We start from the raw sequence: 16,214 nt of genomic DNA on the forward strand, positions 1-16,214 counted from the left end.
TTATTGACCTTTAAAGTACGTAAACAAAGACAAACAAACACAACCATACAACGTCAACAAAATGCCAATACCAAGCTGCAGCTTGGAAAGCAAAGTGCTTTTCTTCACTAAAGTGCCCTTTTAAAATTCGTATAAATACGACAAGTAAAATGAGCGTGCCTAACGTGACATGCATGCCGTGAAAGCCAGTTAGCAAAAAGAACGTATTGCCATATATACCTGAGTCCAGTGTTAAACCTAGATCTTGATATGCATGAACGTACTCCTCACCCTGTAGCGCTAAAAATATCGCCCCTAAAGCAATAGTAAAACCAAGCATTACCTTTAACTGCGTGCGTTTTCCATGCTCAATTGCGGTGTGTGCAAAATGCAAAGTCACCGATGAGGTTAAAAGAATAATCGTGTTGATAAGTGGTAAACCTTGCCAACCCATTACTTGCGTTTCTGTACCACCGGGCGTACTGACTAAAGGCCACACAGCTTCAAATGATGGCCATAGCACTTCGTTTGTCATCGCGTTATTGCTATCACCACCGAGCCACGGTACAGCAAATGTACGGGCATAAAATAGCGCTCCAAAAAATGCCATAAAAAACATCACTTCAGAGAAAATAAACCACGCCATACCCTGTTTAAACGAGCGGTCCATTTGCGATGAATAAAGTCCACCTTGAGACTCATCAATCACATTTTTAAACCAACCAAACAGCATATAAAGTAAAACCGCAATGCCTAAGATTAAAATGTGAAAACCAAAACCACCTTGCTGTTTAGCAGTTTGCATTACCGCTAAGCCAGCTCCAATGGCAATTAAGAACAGAGCAACAGCACCCACAATCGGCCATTGGCTTTGCTCAGGTACATAATATTTTTCATATTGAGTTTTCATTGACTAACTCTCCATCGCGCTTGCTATTGCTTGCAACTTTACCTTCAACATCTGCTGTAATATCGTAAATGGTGTACGACAAGGTCACTTCATGAATATCATTTGGCAAGGTTTCGTCGAGGTAAAAGAGCAATGGCAAATCCGCTGAACCTTTGCTTGTCAGCGGCTGTTGATTAAAACAAAAGCAAGACACTTTATGTAAATATTTAGCCGCCCGACCTGGTGCTACTGACGGTACGGCTTGCATTATCTTGTTGCTACTCGAAAGGTTTTGCGCAATAAACTCTATGCGCTCCATTTCACCCGGGCTAACGTCAACACTGTAGCGTTTAGCTTTGACTTTAAACGGTGCGCCAGCTTGCGCGTGTGTGATAAATGTAACGCGTACACTGCGCGATTCATCACTTTGCGCACTCACTTGGGCCTGCTCCATATTAGGTTTTCCATTCAACCCTGTGATATCACAGAACACGTCATAAAGTGGCACCAGCGCAAAGGCAAACGCAAACATTAATAAACTGGTTAAGATTAGCTTTTTGAGTAGCTTAACGTTATTCATTACTTCACTTCCGGCGGCTCAGAGAACGTATGATAAGGTGCAGGCGATGCAACTTCCCACTCCAACCCTTCAGCCCCATCCCACACTTTGGCAGGTACTTTTTCGCCACCCTTTGCACACTTATAAACAACGGCAACAAAAAGTAATTGAGATAAACCAAAGGCAAAGCCACCAACACTGATCAATGCATTAAAATCAGCAAACTGCAGTGCATAGTCAGGAATACGTCTCGGCATACCGGCTAAGCCCACAAAATGCATTGGGAAGAACAGAATGTTTACGCTAATTAGCGATAACCAGAAATGGGTTTTAGCAAGACCAATGTGATACATGTTGCCTGTCCACTTTGGTAACCAATAATAAGCTCCTGCCATTATCGAGAATACAGCCCCCGTTACTAACACATAGTGGAAGTGAGCAACCACAAAGTAAGTATCGTGATACTGAAAATCTACCGGTGTTATTGCTAACATCAATCCAGAGAAACCACCTAAGGTGAATAACACAATAAACGCAATGGAAAACAGCATCGGCACTTCAAAGCTAATCGAGCCACGCCACATTGTCGCTACCCAATTAAAAACTTTTACCCCCGTAGGCACAGATATCAGCATGGTGCTATACATAAAGAACAACTCCCCCGCCAATGGCATGCCAGTGGTAAACATGTGGTGCGCCCATACAATAAACGACAAAAACGCGATTGATGCTGTGGCATACACCATTGAGGCATAGCCAAACAGTTTCTTACGTGAAAACGCTGGAATAATCGTCGAGATAACACCAAACGCCGGTAAAATCATGATGTAAACTTCAGGGTGTCCGAAGAACCAGAAAATATGCTGGAACATTACAGGGTCGCCGCCGCCTGCCGCGTTAAAGAAATCTGTGCCAAAGTATTTATCAGTTAGCACCATAGTCACCGCCCCAGCAAGTACCGGCATCACCGCAATTAATAAAAATGCAGTAATTAACCACGTCCATACAAACAGCGGTAATTTCATATACGTCATGCCAGGTGCGCGCATATTCACTATGGTTACAATTACATTGATTGCCCCCATAATTGAACTAATGCCCATAATATGCACAGCGAAGACGAATAGTGCCGTATTATCATTGCTGTATGTGGTTGATAGTGGGGCATAGAACGTCCAACCAAAAGCTGGGCCGCCGCCTTCCATAAATAACGACATAAGCAGAATGAAAAACGCAAATGGTAAAATCCAAAAACTCCAGTTATTCATGCGCGGTAGTGCCATATCTGGCGCACCAATCATCATAGGGATCATCCAGTTTGCCAAGCCAGTAAACGCAGGCATAACTGCACCGAAAACCATGATTAGGCCATGAACTGTAGTCATTTGGTTAAAAAAGTGTGGCTCTACAAATTGTAAGCCTGGTTGAAATAATTCGGCACGAATAACCAGTGCCATTGCGCCACCCGTTAAAAACATTAACAGAGCGAATAGCAGATATAGCGTACCGATATCTTTATGGTTAGTCGTAAATAGCCAACGTTTTAAACCCGTTGGCGCATGATGGTGGTGATGAGATTCAGCTAGTGTTGTCATTATTGTGCTTCTCCCACAGATTCTTGAATATCACTTGGTTGCACTGAATCGCCAGTGTTGTTACCCCAAGCATTTCGCTCATAGGTCACTACTGCCGCTAATTCTTTTAGTGACAACATTTTGCTATAGCCTTGCATTGCTGTTGCTGGCTTGCCATGAACCACAATATCGATATGTGCTTTAACATCGCCAAGTGCTATTGGGCTATCTTTTAGCGCTGGGAACACACCTGGCAATCCCATCCCAGTAGGTTGGTGACACGCAGCACAATTAGCCATATACACTTGTTCTCCTAGCGTCATTAGCTCATCTTGAGATAGTGTAAGATCAAGTGACGCTTTTTCTGCAGCCGCTGCTTGCGCTTTTTCAAGCTGCGCATTTGCCAACCACTGTTCAAATTCAGCAGGCTCTTTAACTTCAACAACCACTGGCATAAAGCCATGGTCTTTTCCGCATAACTCAGCACACTGACCGCGATAAATACCGGTCTCATTGACCTTAGTCCACGCTTCGTTAATAAAGCCAGGGTTCGCATCTTTTTTAACCGCGAACTCAGGTACCCACCAAGAGTGAATTACATCGTCCGAAGTCATTAAAAAGCGTACTTTTTTTCCTTTTGGAATAATAAGGGGTTTATCAACATCTAATAGGTAGGTTTCTGTTTTTTGATCTTGATTGGTGATTTGTTCACGTGGAGTCGAAAGAACAGAATAGAACGACACATCGTGGTCAAGATATTCATAATGCCACTTCCATTGTGACCCTGTGACTTTAATCGTTAGGTCAGCTTTAGTGGTGTCTTCCATGGCAATCAAGGTTTTGGTTGCAGGCACTGCCATACCAATCAAAATTACAAATGGAATTGCGGTCCACAGTATTTCAATTTTGGTACTTTCATGAAATTGAGCAGGCACTGCTCCTTTTGATTTACGGTGATGAATTATTGCCCAAAACATAATGGCAAATACTACTAATCCAATAACGCAACAGATATAAAAAATTGTCATATGGAGCTCGTAGACATCACGGCTGATGTCTGTCACCCCAACAGGTAAGTTATATTGACTCGTCCCAACTGCTAAAAAAGGAAAGCTCAATAGTAACCATAAGGATAGTTTCACTAGCCTCATGCTCGCTCCTTAGCTAATTATTATTATGTTGTTAGGAAATGGTCAGTGAAAGTTTTAGCGATTAAATCGCACGACGCACTACAGCATCACTCCATTTTCTTTATTATACTTGTTTTCTAAAAGCCGCACTTTGCTTAAAAAGAAAACAAGGTTACTACTAAGGTCTAGTAAACGATTAAATTTTACGCAAGTCAAATTTAAGATAAATTTTTTATAAATCTATAAGTTAGCGATTTTTGAAGATGTAAAAATAGAAGGGGTTATAGTAAGAAATAGGGTGTTTTAAAGCAGGGTGAGGCTAGCAAAATTACTCACTAGCCAAGGTCAACAAAAGTGTATTACATCCAGTCAGCATTTCTAATAACGCCAACCGCAAGGCCTTCGATATTAAAATGATCATGCTCTAAATCGACTTTAATTGTGTCAAAATCGTCATTTTCTGCATGTAATAGTACTTGTTTGCCTGCTTTTTCAAAACGCTTTACCGTTACATCTTCATCAACACGGGCTACAACCACTTGACCATTATTCGCCACTGGCGTGCGATGAACAGCAAGTAAGTCACCATCCATAATGCCGATATCCTTCATACTCTCACCACGTACACGCAGTAGGAAATCTGCACATGGGTTAAATAGGTTTGGATCCACTTGATAATGGCTTTCAATGTGCTCATTAGCCAAAATAGGTGAACCTGCGGCAACTTGACCAATTAATGGTAAACCAAGTTGCTCGGGTTCATCTTCTTCCACTAAACGAATACCACGGCTAGCGCCTGGCACCATTTCAATTACGCCTTTCTTGGCTAATGCTTTTAAATGCTCTTCTGCAGCGTTTGCACTTTTAAAACCGAGTGTCGATGCGATTTCTGCGCGCGTTGGCGGCATGCCAGTATCTTTAATAAATACTTTAACAAGTTCTAAGATTTGTGCCTGACGTTTTGTTAATGGTCTCATTCACTGGTTTTCCATACAGTACAGATAACTGTGAGTATATACAGTTATTCTTATTTCGCAACTTTTAATTATTTGATAATTAGCACTATGCTTAGTTACAGACGATAATTGCTGCAAATCAAAAATCATCGCAGTAAATTGCTTTATTTTTCCTCTGGCACGACCAGTTATTTAATCTTTTAGAGTTAACTGGTATGCTAGCGCCCCTTTTGTTTTTAGGTTGGTGTTATGAAGTTGGTTGGCTCTATGATTCAGTGGTTTGCAAACGGTATGAACAAGCTTTTAGTACGTTCGAAAATAGTGCCTGAACACCCTTTAGACAACCTCGCAATAGATAAGAACAAGCCGACCGTTTACATCACATTGTTAAATTCTTTTTCTGATTCAGCCGCGTTGCGCAGCACCTGTAAAAAACTCGGCTTACCAGACCCTCAGGTCACTCAGCAAATTGGTGATAAACAAGTTCCAAGGTACATTCCAATTCATCATCGCTCGCCACTGTTTGGTAAAGCCAAAAAAGACAGCCCAGCGCTCGAAATTAGCGAAGAAATATTTGCAGCATTAAAACAATCTGACGTTACCGATTTACAAGTTATTCCGGTCACCATTTTATGGGGACGCAATCCAGGTAAAGAAAAGCCAGGCCTTGGCACTATTTTATCCAGTTCTCTTACACCAAGTTGGTTACGTAAAGTATTTGTCGTGTTACTATCTGGCCGCGACAACTTAATTCGTTTTAGTCGTCCATTAGAACTATCGCAGCTTACCAGTAAGCAACAAAGTGATGATTTACCGCATAAACTCATTCGTGTTGCCCGCGTCCACTTTAAACGTCAGAAGCTCGCTGCGCTTGGCCCTAAACTGCCATCTCGCGATCAGCTGTATCAAGGTCTTTTAGCATCAAGCACTGTCAAAGCCGCAATTGAAGATGAAGCAAAAAGTAAAAACATCTCAATTGTAGAAGCACGACAAAATGCCATAAAACTCGTTGATGAAATTGCTGCCAACTATAACGAATCAATGATCGGTGTTTCTGAGCGCATTCTTACTTGGCTGTGGACCAAGCTATACAACGGTATTGAAGTAAATAACCCGGAACGGATTCAAGAGCTGACCGACAAAGGCCACGAAATCATCTATATGCCGTGCCATCGTAGCCATATGGATTACTTATTACTTACTTACGTTATTTACCATCAAGGTTTTGTACCACCGCATATTGCAGCAGGTATAAATTTAAGTTTTTGGCCTGCAGGCCCAATATTTAGACGCTGTGGCGCCTTTTTCTTACGCCGCTCGTTCAAAGGCAACAAGCTTTATTCCGCAGTGTTCCGTGAATACTTAAGCCAGTTATTTATAAAAGGCTACGCTGTTAAGTTTTATACCGAAGGCGGCCGCAGCCGAACTGGCCGTTTGCTTCCACCTAAAACCGGTATGTTAGCGATGACATTACAATCAATTTTGCGCGGTATCGATCGTCCAATTTCAATCGTGCCTGTATATATTGGTTACGAACATGTAATGGAAGTAAACACTTACCTTGGTGAACTTGCTGGACAAAAAAAGAAAAATGAGTCAGTACTGGGCGTATTCAAAACTCTACGTAAGCTCAAGAATTACGGCAAAGGTAATGTAAACTTTGGCGAACCAATCAACATTAATCAATACCTTACCCAGCACCAGTCAGATTGGCGCGACAGCATTGCTGCAAATGAAAAGCCTAATTGGCTAACGCCAATGGTTGGCAAACTTGCTGATTCAGTTATGGTCAACATCAACAATGCGGCTGCGATCAATGCCGTTACTTTAATGTCATCTATTTTGTTAAACACCGAAAAACAGGCGATGACGCGTAACGAGCTCATTGCTTGTATGACAAACTACCTGAGATTGCTTGAATTAGCGCCGTACAGCAAAGATGTCAGTGTGCCAAACAAAAGCGCAGAAGAGCTGCTTGAACACGCACTCACGTTAGATAAATTTGAAGTGATTACGCAAGGGCGAGTTGAAGTAATCCGTATTCAAGACACGCAAAAAGTATTACTGAACTATTACCGCAATAACGTACTGCATTTATTCGCAGTACCAAGTCTAATTAGCTCAATCTTAATTAGCCAAAAACACATTTCTCGCGACCAGCTAATCAAGCAAGTTAACGCGTTATATCCGCTCTTTAAACAGGAGTGGTTTATGCAACCGTATTGCGAAACGTATCTAAATGACTCACTTGAAGCCTTGAGCGGTATTGGGTTATTAACCGTTGAAAACGATGCGATTTCAGTTAATCCTAGCAGCAAATCTCTAGCTCAGCTTAACTTGTTAGCACGCTTTATCCAGTGCACATTAATTCGCTATGCCAGCGTACTTAAATTAATTCTGGCAAGTGACAGCATTTCGCGCGACCAGCTTGAAACGCAAAGCCAAGATTTTGCACAACAGCTTGCACAACTATTTGGTATCGATACACCAGAATTCTTCGATAAAAAAGTGTTGTCTGGTTTTATTAGCACGCTTAAGCATAACCACATGATTGATGATTGCGAACAAGGCCGCATCACAGGCAACGAGACAACAAAGCAGTTGAGTCAAATTATTCTAAAACAACTTAACCCAAGTATTGCCAGTGCACTTGAAAACTAGCTTTTATCGACAACAAAAATAAAGGCGGTATACACCGCCTTTTTTATCCATATTTTCTAATCACACCTTCTTGAATCGTCGAGGCAATTAACTCACCTTTCTGATTAAAGAACTGCCCTCGAACTAACCCTCGGCCTCCACTGGCTGAAGGGCTATCTACAGCATATAAAATCCATTCATCTAAACGGAATGGACGATGAAAGTACATCGCATGGTCAATGGTGGCAACTTGCATATCCGGTTGTAAAAATGACAAACCGTGCGGTTGTAACGCTGTAGGTAAAAATTCAAAATCAGAAGCATATGCAAGCAAATATTTATGCACTCGCGGGTCATTTGGCATATCGCCATTAGCTTTAAACCATACATAGCGCTCAGCAAGAGTTACTTCAGGCTTAAACGGGTTTTGAAAATTAACCGGTCGCATTTCAATTGGCTTGTCACAAATAATTTTATTGCGAATTTTTTCCGGGATCAGTTCTTTGTGTTCGCGATAAACATCCAGTGACGATGGCAGTTTTTCAGGGCCTGGTACATTAGGCATCGCCGCTTGGTGAGTCACCCCCTCTTCATCCACTTGAAAAGAAGCAGTCATATAAAATATCGGCTTACCAAATTGAATCGCTTTAACTCTGCGCGTGCTAAAACTGCGGCCATCGCGAATGTTCTCTACATCATAAACAATCGGGTGATCAACATCGCCAGGTCTTAAAAAGTATGAGTGCAGCGAGTGCACTTGCCTATCTTCTGCAACGGTTTCTTTTGCAGCAGATAGCGCTTGCCCCATAACTTGACCGCCAAAAACAGCTTTAAAACCAAGATCTTGGCTAGGGCCACGATACAGCCCCTGTTCTATTTTTTCTAACTTCAGCAATGCTAAAAGATCGTTTAGTACCTGACTCATAACACTATTTCGTAATTTCCTAGTATCGCTATAATAGCAAACACCTGCCACTTTAACATTAGCGAGAATAGGTAATGCATTATTGGTTATTTAAAACAGAGCCTGACGAATTTTCTATCGACGATTTAAAAGCAAAAAATGATGAAATTTGGGATGGTATTCGCAACTATCAAGCACGTAACTTTCTACGCGACCAAGTGGCGTTAGGCGATCTCGTATTTATCTATCACTCTAGCTGTAAACAACCCGGCATTGTTGGCATTGCTAAGGTAATTAAAACAGCCTTTGCCGATCCATCTCAATTCGATGCGCAATCAAAATACTTTGATGCTAAAGCAACTCCCGATAACCCAAGATGGATAAGTGTTACATTAGAATTCGTTGAAAAGTTACGTATTATTCCACTCACCAAGCTTAAAGCCGATCAGCAATTGGCAGATATGCATTTAGTGCAAAAAGGTAGCCGACTATCAATTCAACCGGTGAGAGAATCTGAGTGGCAATATATACTCGATAAATACACTAGCAATTCACTTAAATAGCCACGTAAAAGAGTAGCCAAAGAGTTTATTTAAAGAGTGAATTGATTACCAGAGTGACGTTCGGCATGTTTCTCGCTGTTGCAATCATCAAATTGCACCACGATTTACAAGTATACTAAGTAAGCAGATCGGACTAGACAGTATTCTTTTTAATGGTTTAGTATAAGTTGTCTAATTTTTAATTGCGAAAGATTATGTCTGCTTTAACAAATAAGCCTACAGCGGAGAGAAGGCAAGGAGAAGGTGATTTAAATGCCTTTTGGAGCAACTTAAGTTTTGCCCAAAAAGTCGAATTAAATAAATTAAATCGCTATGGTTATCAACTTGCTTTTGCGCGAAAACTAGAAGAAAACTACCTAGCATTCGCAAGATGTGATACTAGCTATGCAACGATCGACTATCTTGGTGAAGTCGATATGGAGCCACATTTTCGCATTCGCTAAAAAGGCAACCTAGGTTGCCTTTTTATTAATTGCTTAATGCACTATTACATCGATTGCCAATCGACTTCGTCACTGAGCACTCGCTCAACAGACATATAATGCAAAATGTCGCCCTGTTTTATTTCCATTTCTAGCGGCGGATTCAAGTCTAATCCCTCACCGATACGGTTATGCGCTACACCTAAAATGGTCGCATCAAACTGCTTTTTAAAGTGGAAAAATAACACTTCAAATTTAACATTTTGCTTAATTTCACCGACTTCCAAACTAAACTGAGTATCACCATGTAACGTTGAAAGCAGCTCTTCTTGAATACGACTTGAACCTGGATCTTGCATCGAGCGTACCAAAATTTCTACCGACTTCGAGCTCGTAGATTCCACGTTTTTACAGTGTTCTCGCAACATCTCACTTTTACTTTCATCAAGAAAGTACGCGCTGATATGACAAGATGAATGCACTAAGCGACTGATTTTCAGCGCTGTAGTAAACGTATGATCATCATCGTTGCCATCAACGATTACTTTATCAGCACCATCTATTGCCACACGCTTAAGTTCATCAACATCAGTGAAACTTGAAAGGCGAACAAAATCCACGTGTGGGTTATCTGAAAACGGATGCGTCATCTGCTCGTCAACGGCCAATAAAATTCGTCGCTCAAGGCGCTTGTTATCAGCCAAAATATAATTAATCATCTTACGTGTGCGCGAAGGATGATAACCAAAAATTAGAATATGTTCGCTTTGTCCTGAATAATCTTTATCGCCCGTCATAGATGCCTTGATTAACCCCGTAATACTTTGTCCAACTTTACCTAACACCACACCAAACAGTGCTAATCCAATAGGAATTTGCACCAAGGCTACAAATAGTTTTCCCCAATCGGAGCTGGGACTTAAATCACCATACCCAACCGTCGAAGTGGTCACTATGTAGTAATAAATAAATTGATTTATCCCTAATAACTCTGTTTCTTTCGCTGCAAATAAACACACCCAAGTTAAGAGCATATGTGCTGCCAGCAGAGAAACAACCGACGTCCAACTTACATAGTGAATATGGCGTCGAATAGCTACTAGAATTTTCTTTATAACTAAGTTCATGATAACTATTATTTATTTTACTAATGATACGCACTGTAGCGCCATCTAATAAGTGGAGCAAGCAGTACGTGAAATTATCTCAGTTTAGATTGCAGTAAAAAAACAGCAAATTGATAGGCAAAATAATGAAACCCGTTCTAGACTTAATTTGAACTGTTAAGTTCGACAAAGGCAAACTCAGCGAAAGCTGATGACGCAAAGCTATCGGTCTAAGGGAGCACTCCTATGATTGCGAAGCTGCCACGATAACAGGTCGGGGGCTATGTAGGCTGCTTCGAAACCATCTCACGAATATAAGAATCATGGGACTTTGGAGCAGCCTTTATTTTAGCAATTCACCCTTACGCTTTTTTCGCCGTTTCGATGTATGCGTCAATCTGTGCTTCGAGTAAATTCAGAGGAAGTGAACCGTTTTTCAAAATTTGAAAGTGGAACTCTCTAATATCAAACTCAGCTCCTAACGCTTGCTCTGTCTTTTTACGTAAGCGCTTAATAGTTAACTCACCAATTTTGTATGATAACGCTTGGCCAGGCCACGAAATATAACGATCTGTTTCAGTTTTAATATTGTGTAGCGACAGCGCAGAGTTATCCTGCATAAAGGTCATTGCGCGCTCACGACTCCAACCAAACATATGCATACCTGTGTCGACAACTAAACGTGCCGCACGCCACATTTCATAGGTTAAACGGCCAAAATCACTGTAGGCATCTTGGTAAAAACCCATTTCTTTGCCGAGGTATTCAGAGTATAAGCCCCACCCCTCGCCAAATGCTGAAATATAGTGACTACGACGATAACCCGGCACATTTTCTAGTTCTTTATTGAGTGATATTTGTAAATGGTGACCCGGCACAGCTTCGTGCAATGTTAATGCTTCTAACACATAAAGCGGACGCTTATCTAAGCCATATGTATTTACCCAATAATACCCGGGCGCAGTGTCTTTATTCGCACCGACATAACGACCCGTTGTATATTTAGGCGCGATTGAGTCTGGTACTGGCGCTACACCATACGGTGTGCGAGGTAGCAGTTTAAAAAACTTAGGTAACTGCGCATCTGCTTTTTTCGCTATAAACGACGCTTCTTTTAATAGTTGCTCAGCCGATTTAGCGTAAAACTGCGGATCAGTTCGTAAAAATTGCACAAATTCAGCAAAACTGCCGGTAAAACCAGTTTTCGCAATTACTTGCTGCATTTCATCTCGAATCCGCTTCACCTCAGCTAAACCCAACTGGTGTACCTGCTCGGCGGTCATATCAGTTGTGGTGTAATGCTTAACACGATTTTGATAAAACTCACTGCCATTCGGCGTGGTTGAAATACCAATTTCGGCACGTGCATTCGGCGCATATTCGGTTTCAAAGAACGATAAATAGCTTTGGTACGATGGAATCACGCTGTTGCTTATAATCGATTGCGCTTGCGTTTTAAGTTTTGCAAAATCAGCGTCAGAAATGTGCTCTGGCTTGTTTTTAAATGGCTTATAGAACTCCGACTGTTCTGGGCTTTTTACAATAAACGCATTAATTGAGTCCTCATAACCTAACAGCACTGGTTTTGGCTGAGTTAGCCCTATCGCAATCCCCTTTTTCATCCACGCTATATTCTGCTCAAAATAACGCGGTACACCTGCAAGCCGTTTTAAGTAAAGCTGATAATCTTCAACGGTTTTAAAGCTGCTGCGCGACACCATAAATGACAATGCAGAGTGAAAACCAAACTCAGAGGTTAACGGCATGTAGTGTGCATTAAAGTCATACTCATCTACCGAGTTTTGCACTTGAGAAAATATAATCGCGTGGTTAATCCGGTTTTGCTCATCCAACGCGCTCACATCAACAGCGTTTAATCGCGCTAAAAACGCAACATTCTTGGCATGATTATTAGCTAGAAACTCAGGTGATAAATCTGGTAAAAAATAACCGTTAACACCTTCTTTTTGTTGATACGGGTCAACACTTTTACGATATGCCACAATGTCATTCGCAACACTTTCAAAGACACTCACGCTCTGCGCTTGCACACTCGTTGAAGTAGCTGCGGTGATATCTTGAGTAGATTGGCAACCTACCAATAAAGTACTAGATAATGTTAACGCAACTAGGGATAAATTGAACGGTTTCATAAATAATAACCAAAATAGAAAATTGACCCAGCATACGCAAATTCAATTTTTAATCTCAACTTATTTGCGACCAAGTAAGTAAATAATTGCAAAAAATCATAAATTACTTAATTCAAAAACACTTAAACCCAATAAAATCAAAACAGTAAATACAGCAATCATACATTTTTTTCATATTTCACTGAAATCACATCGTGTCACCGGTTAAATTTAAGCTAAATAAAAGGGAGTTTTTTTAATAATTAATAGACTTTTCCTATTCCCAAAAGATAAAAATTGTTTTCTAATTACTTTGGACTTCAATGGATGAAGGTTGCTAGTAATTTAGGGTGAATATTTAAGCAGTAATTAACCACTGAGGTTGGGGTTTTATGAAGTACCATGATTCCATGGCACAGGCGCAGCAAAAAATGACGGAGGTTTGCTGGTTTTTAGAAAGGTATAACTTACCACCAATTCCGATCAACTATCATACGATCTATAGCTATATCTCAAAATCTCATGATGCGCTGTGCGAAGAAATTGAAGCACTGCTTGCTGCCGACGAAAAATTAGATAGTTACACCCTAGAAAACCTATTTAATCGCTACTTATCTGAACACGATTCAAGCCAAAAGAAGCTTGTTAAAGGTGTGTCAGAAACAATTGATATTATGGATAATTCAGTTGACCAGAGCAGTGATAGCGTAAACAAGTATATTGCCACATTAGATAGCAGTTTAGTTGCCATTGACGATGCAGATATCAGTGAAGCAAAACAGCTTATTGCTGACCTAATTGATGCGAGCTATGAACTAAAAGGTTCGCAACAACACGTGCATGAATCATTATTACAAGCTAGACAAGAGCTTAAAAATTGCCAGCAGCAACTGCAACAAATTGAAAAGCATCGCCATGTTGACCCACTAACCGGCCTATATAAAGAAACCTACATGGTGGATAAAGCTGCGGTTTGGGTAGAGCAAGGTAAATCCTTATGTGCTATAGCCATTGATATTGATGACTTTAATGACTTTAATGAGAAGTATGGTCAAGCGGTAGGCGATGTTGTCATTGGTAAAGTCGCCAAAAAAATTCGTTCGTACGTGCAAGACAGTGGTCTGCCCGTGCGTACTAAAGGCAAAGAGTTTATGATTTTACTGCCTGACGTTAGCGTACAAACAGCAAAAGAAATTGCAGAACGCATGCGCTCTGGTGTAGAAAAGCTAAAATTTATAAGCTCTCGCAGTGGTAAGCGCTTACCAACACTAACCGTTTCGTTAGGTATTAGCGAGATGAAAGAAAAAGAGCAAGATCTTAAGCAGCTAACTGCAGGCGCCAGACACTCTGTCGCAAGAGCCAAACTTCAAGGTAAAAATAACGTATTTTTTAATACGCATTAGGTTTTATGGCGATAAGGCTATTTAACCTAAAATCGGCGTAAAATTTAATACAATTGTTACCCAATCGCGTGAGGTAGTGCGAGCTTAAAGCCCTGAAAGCCATCGCTACCTAACTGCTGCGCCCATTTGACCTGTTCTTCAGATTCAAGCTGCTCGCATACCACAACAACACCCAAACTGTGCGCTAATTTAATAATATTCTCAAGAAAGTACCAAGAATCTTGTTTTTGTTCTAACTCACGAATAAAGCTACCATCGAGCTTAACAATATCAACTGGCCACTTCCGCAATGCGAATAATGTATTGTCTCCGGTACCAAAGTGGTCAATCGCTACTTTAGAACCCAATTTATGTAACTTAGAAATAACCTGCGGCGCGAGCTGACTTTGCGACAACATTTGTTCATCGAACTCCCAAATTATAGAAGCAAAAAAGTCTGCAAACTGATGCGCCTGTCCAATCAACCAAGTATAGAAGGTATCGTCTAAGATACTGTGGACCGACACATTAATACTCACAGGCAAATCCAGCTGCCCTTTTACATACCAACTTCTAATCAAATTAAAAATACGCTTATCGAGTTCGCCACTTGCTGAAAATTGCTCGGCTTTTGATTGCAGTAATAAAGTAGGGATCACTTCGTCCTGGTGGGTGATTTTCGTGAGCACTTCTGAAAACATTAAACTAACTTGGTCTGACATCATTACGCTATGTTGCGATAAGCCCAGTGTTGATTCACTAATCGCCATTAAAACACGCTCACGTGTCGCTAGCATATCTGATACTTTTTTAATATGTTGAGACGGTTCATATAGATGATATTTTCTGCGTTCTTTCGCAGCAATTAAAACGGCTTCATCTGCCGCTTTCATAACCTTCGACATTGCCTCACCGCTTTGCCACAACACAGCGCCTACTAATACTTCTTTCTTTTGCTGGTATTGCCCTTGCAAACGAGCCAAGTGCGACGCCATGTCACTCAAAACTTTAACTAGCTCATCTCGCGTAACATGCTGTAACACACACGCAAATTCATTGTCGTTTAAGCGAAAAATTCGTGCATTAACACCTTGCTTTGAATGTGTTTGCAAGGTGTATATCACATCTTCTAAAAAGGACCGCGCTACCGAAAACCCCTCTTTACGACGAACCGTTTCCCACTCACTTAAGCGCACTAATATTAGTGCTCCGCTTTGGTTTTTCTCATCACTTAGCAATTGATCAAATTGCGCGCAAAACAAACGGCGATTACCAAGTTGCGTAAGTTCATCTCTGTATAACGCGTTTTTAGCATGTCCCAAGCGCTGAGTTAGCTCGTTGACTAGCTCTTTTACTTGATTTGTCATGCGATTGTGGCTCGACATTAACGCGTTCATTTCAGCCACACTTTGTATCTCAGGTGCCTCGGTAAACTCTTTATTTGCAAGTTTATTGGTGTGTTGATGCAAAGCATCGATCGGGGCTTTAAGCGCGCGAATTGCAATATGTAAAATAAACCAAGCAAAACAGATGAAAAAAGCAAATACCGCACACACATCTTTAAATGAGTCATAGATATAGTTATTCGCGGGCGAAGACTGTAGCTGCAATTGCACCATGTACTCTTGCTCTGCAAGTGCGAAACTTTGTTGAAATAATGGACTAGAAACAGACAGGTAATTTGCAAGCCACTTTGGCATAGTCGAGGGCTGTGTAACACGCTTTTCAATTAAAGTTTTATCAAGGTGCTGCACTCTAATATAAGCATATTGATGTAAACGGCTAAACTGCGAAACATGCTCCGTCAATAACTGGTGATTAGCATTTGCAGACTGCGAAATACTTTGCACTAACGTTAACCCCAACAATTCAGTTTGCTCAGCGAGCTGATGCTTCATAAATGCCTTGCTATTGCTCACGGTAAAACTGGTAATCACAATAAAAAGTGAGACCATAATGAAAGCAACAATCACATTAA

At 41.0% G+C, this 16,214-nt stretch carries 13 protein-coding genes and 1 riboswitch; of the genes, 4 read left to right on the top strand and 9 right to left on the bottom strand.

Annotation, left to right across the window (positions count from 1 at the left end; all coding sequences use genetic code 11):
- Positions 1 to 10 precede the first annotated feature (10 nt).
- The 5 genes from PSPO_RS13560 to lexA all read right to left on the bottom strand — a co-directional run bounded on the left by PSPO_RS13560 (position 11) and on the right by lexA (position 5,108).
- Entirely contained in the window at positions 11 to 889 is an 879-nt protein-coding gene (locus PSPO_RS13560) for a cytochrome c oxidase subunit 3 (RefSeq protein WP_010561497.1), read from the bottom strand.
- Positions 873 to 1,448: a cytochrome c oxidase assembly protein gene (locus tag PSPO_RS13565; protein WP_010561496.1), complete on the bottom strand. Its 576-nt coding sequence runs from the start codon at positions 1,446 to 1,448 to the stop codon at positions 873 to 875. Before PSPO_RS13565 ends, PSPO_RS13560 begins: the two co-directional genes overlap by 17 nt.
- Positions 1,448 to 3,022 (bottom strand): cytochrome c oxidase subunit I, encoded by a 1,575-nt coding sequence (ctaD, locus tag PSPO_RS13570; RefSeq protein WP_010561495.1) that lies wholly within the window; start codon positions 3,020 to 3,022, stop codon positions 1,448 to 1,450. Before ctaD ends, PSPO_RS13565 begins: the two co-directional genes overlap by 1 nt.
- Complete coding sequence (coxB, locus tag PSPO_RS13575; RefSeq protein ID WP_010561494.1) at positions 3,022 to 4,152, bottom strand: cytochrome c oxidase subunit II; 1,131 nt, start codon at positions 4,150 to 4,152, stop codon at positions 3,022 to 3,024. The genes ctaD and coxB overlap by 1 nt, the downstream gene beginning before the upstream one ends.
- Before the next feature lie 338 nt (positions 4,153 to 4,490).
- Positions 4,491 to 5,108 (bottom strand): transcriptional repressor LexA, encoded by a 618-nt coding sequence (gene lexA, locus PSPO_RS13580; RefSeq protein WP_010561493.1) that lies wholly within the window; start codon positions 5,106 to 5,108, stop codon positions 4,491 to 4,493.
- Positions 5,109 to 5,336: 228 nt separating this feature from the next.
- Between lexA and plsB the strand changes: the two genes are divergently transcribed.
- Positions 5,337 to 7,748, top strand: a complete 2,412-nt coding sequence (gene plsB, locus PSPO_RS13585; protein ID WP_010561492.1) for a glycerol-3-phosphate 1-O-acyltransferase PlsB — start codon at positions 5,337 to 5,339, stop codon at positions 7,746 to 7,748.
- 43 nt (positions 7,749 to 7,791) lie between these two features.
- Here the strand turns inward: plsB and tesB are convergent, their stop codons facing one another.
- A complete protein-coding gene (gene tesB, locus PSPO_RS13590; protein WP_010561491.1) occupies positions 7,792 to 8,652 on the bottom strand; it encodes an acyl-CoA thioesterase II in 861 nt (286 codons plus the stop codon).
- Between the two features lie 74 nt (positions 8,653 to 8,726).
- On the opposite strand from tesB, the gene PSPO_RS13595 reads away from it, so the two are divergent.
- Entirely contained in the window at positions 8,727 to 9,194 is a 468-nt protein-coding gene (locus PSPO_RS13595; RefSeq protein WP_010561490.1) for an EVE domain-containing protein, read from the top strand.
- 194 nt (positions 9,195 to 9,388) lie between these two features.
- Positions 9,389 to 9,637 (top strand): hypothetical protein, encoded by a 249-nt coding sequence (locus tag PSPO_RS13600; RefSeq protein WP_010561489.1) that lies wholly within the window; start codon positions 9,389 to 9,391, stop codon positions 9,635 to 9,637.
- Between the two features lie 44 nt (positions 9,638 to 9,681).
- On the opposite strand, the gene PSPO_RS13605 is transcribed toward PSPO_RS13600, so the two are convergent.
- Both PSPO_RS13605 and PSPO_RS13610 read right to left on the bottom strand, forming a co-directional pair.
- Positions 9,682 to 10,743, bottom strand: coding sequence for a potassium channel family protein (locus tag PSPO_RS13605; protein ID WP_040641430.1), 1,062 nt, complete (start codon positions 10,741 to 10,743; stop codon positions 9,682 to 9,684).
- Positions 10,744 to 10,903: 160 nt separating this feature from the next.
- A riboswitch (cyclic di-GMP riboswitch) is annotated at positions 10,904 to 10,988 on the top strand.
- 96 nt (positions 10,989 to 11,084) lie between these two features.
- Positions 11,085 to 12,875: a DUF885 domain-containing protein gene (locus PSPO_RS13610; protein WP_010561487.1), complete on the bottom strand. Its 1,791-nt coding sequence runs from the start codon at positions 12,873 to 12,875 to the stop codon at positions 11,085 to 11,087.
- Positions 12,876 to 13,246: 371 nt separating this feature from the next.
- Between PSPO_RS13610 and PSPO_RS13615 the strand changes: the two genes are divergently transcribed.
- Positions 13,247 to 14,257: a GGDEF domain-containing protein gene (locus tag PSPO_RS13615; protein WP_010561486.1), complete on the top strand. Its 1,011-nt coding sequence runs from the start codon at positions 13,247 to 13,249 to the stop codon at positions 14,255 to 14,257.
- Positions 14,258 to 14,313: 56 nt separating this feature from the next.
- On the opposite strand, the gene PSPO_RS13620 is transcribed toward PSPO_RS13615, so the two are convergent.
- On the bottom strand, positions 14,314 to 16,134 hold the full coding sequence (locus PSPO_RS13620; protein WP_158523450.1) for an EAL domain-containing protein: 1,821 nt from the start codon (positions 16,132 to 16,134) through the stop codon (positions 14,314 to 14,316).
- Positions 16,135 to 16,214: the final 80 nt, after the last annotated feature.

The organism is Pseudoalteromonas spongiae UST010723-006, from assembly GCF_000238255.3.
Taxonomy (GTDB): Bacteria; Pseudomonadota; Gammaproteobacteria; order Enterobacterales; family Alteromonadaceae; genus Pseudoalteromonas; species Pseudoalteromonas spongiae.

Excerpts from the sequence above, each read along its gene's own strand:
- plsB (WP_010561492.1), top strand. The coding sequence starts at position 5,337 with ATGAAGTTGGTTGGCTCTATGATTCAGTGGTTTGCAAACGGTATGAAC.
- tesB (WP_010561491.1), bottom strand. The coding sequence starts at position 8,652 with ATGAGTCAGGTACTAAACGATCTTTTAGCATTGCTGAAGTTAGAAAAA.
- PSPO_RS13595 (WP_010561490.1), top strand. The coding sequence starts at position 8,727 with ATGCATTATTGGTTATTTAAAACAGAGCCTGACGAATTTTCTATCGAC.
- PSPO_RS13610 (WP_010561487.1), bottom strand. The coding sequence starts at position 12,875 with ATGAAACCGTTCAATTTATCCCTAGTTGCGTTAACATTATCTAGTACT.
- PSPO_RS13605 (WP_040641430.1), bottom strand. The coding sequence starts at position 10,743 with ATGAACTTAGTTATAAAGAAAATTCTAGTAGCTATTCGACGCCATATT.
- PSPO_RS13615 (WP_010561486.1), top strand. The coding sequence starts at position 13,247 with ATGAAGTACCATGATTCCATGGCACAGGCGCAGCAAAAAATGACGGAG.
- ctaD (WP_010561495.1), bottom strand. The coding sequence starts at position 3,022 with ATGACAACACTAGCTGAATCTCATCACCACCATCATGCGCCAACGGGT.
- lexA (WP_010561493.1), bottom strand. The coding sequence starts at position 5,108 with ATGAGACCATTAACAAAACGTCAGGCACAAATCTTAGAACTTGTTAAA.
- coxB (WP_010561494.1), bottom strand. The coding sequence starts at position 4,152 with ATGAGGCTAGTGAAACTATCCTTATGGTTACTATTGAGCTTTCCTTTT.
- PSPO_RS13600 (WP_010561489.1), top strand. The coding sequence starts at position 9,389 with ATGTCTGCTTTAACAAATAAGCCTACAGCGGAGAGAAGGCAAGGAGAA.
- PSPO_RS13565 (WP_010561496.1), bottom strand. The coding sequence starts at position 1,448 with ATGAATAACGTTAAGCTACTCAAAAAGCTAATCTTAACCAGTTTATTA.
- PSPO_RS13620 (WP_158523450.1), bottom strand. The coding sequence starts at position 16,134 with ATGAAGCATCAGCTCGCTGAGCAAACTGAATTGTTGGGGTTAACGTTA.
- PSPO_RS13560 (WP_010561497.1), bottom strand. The coding sequence starts at position 889 with ATGAAAACTCAATATGAAAAATATTATGTACCTGAGCAAAGCCAATGG.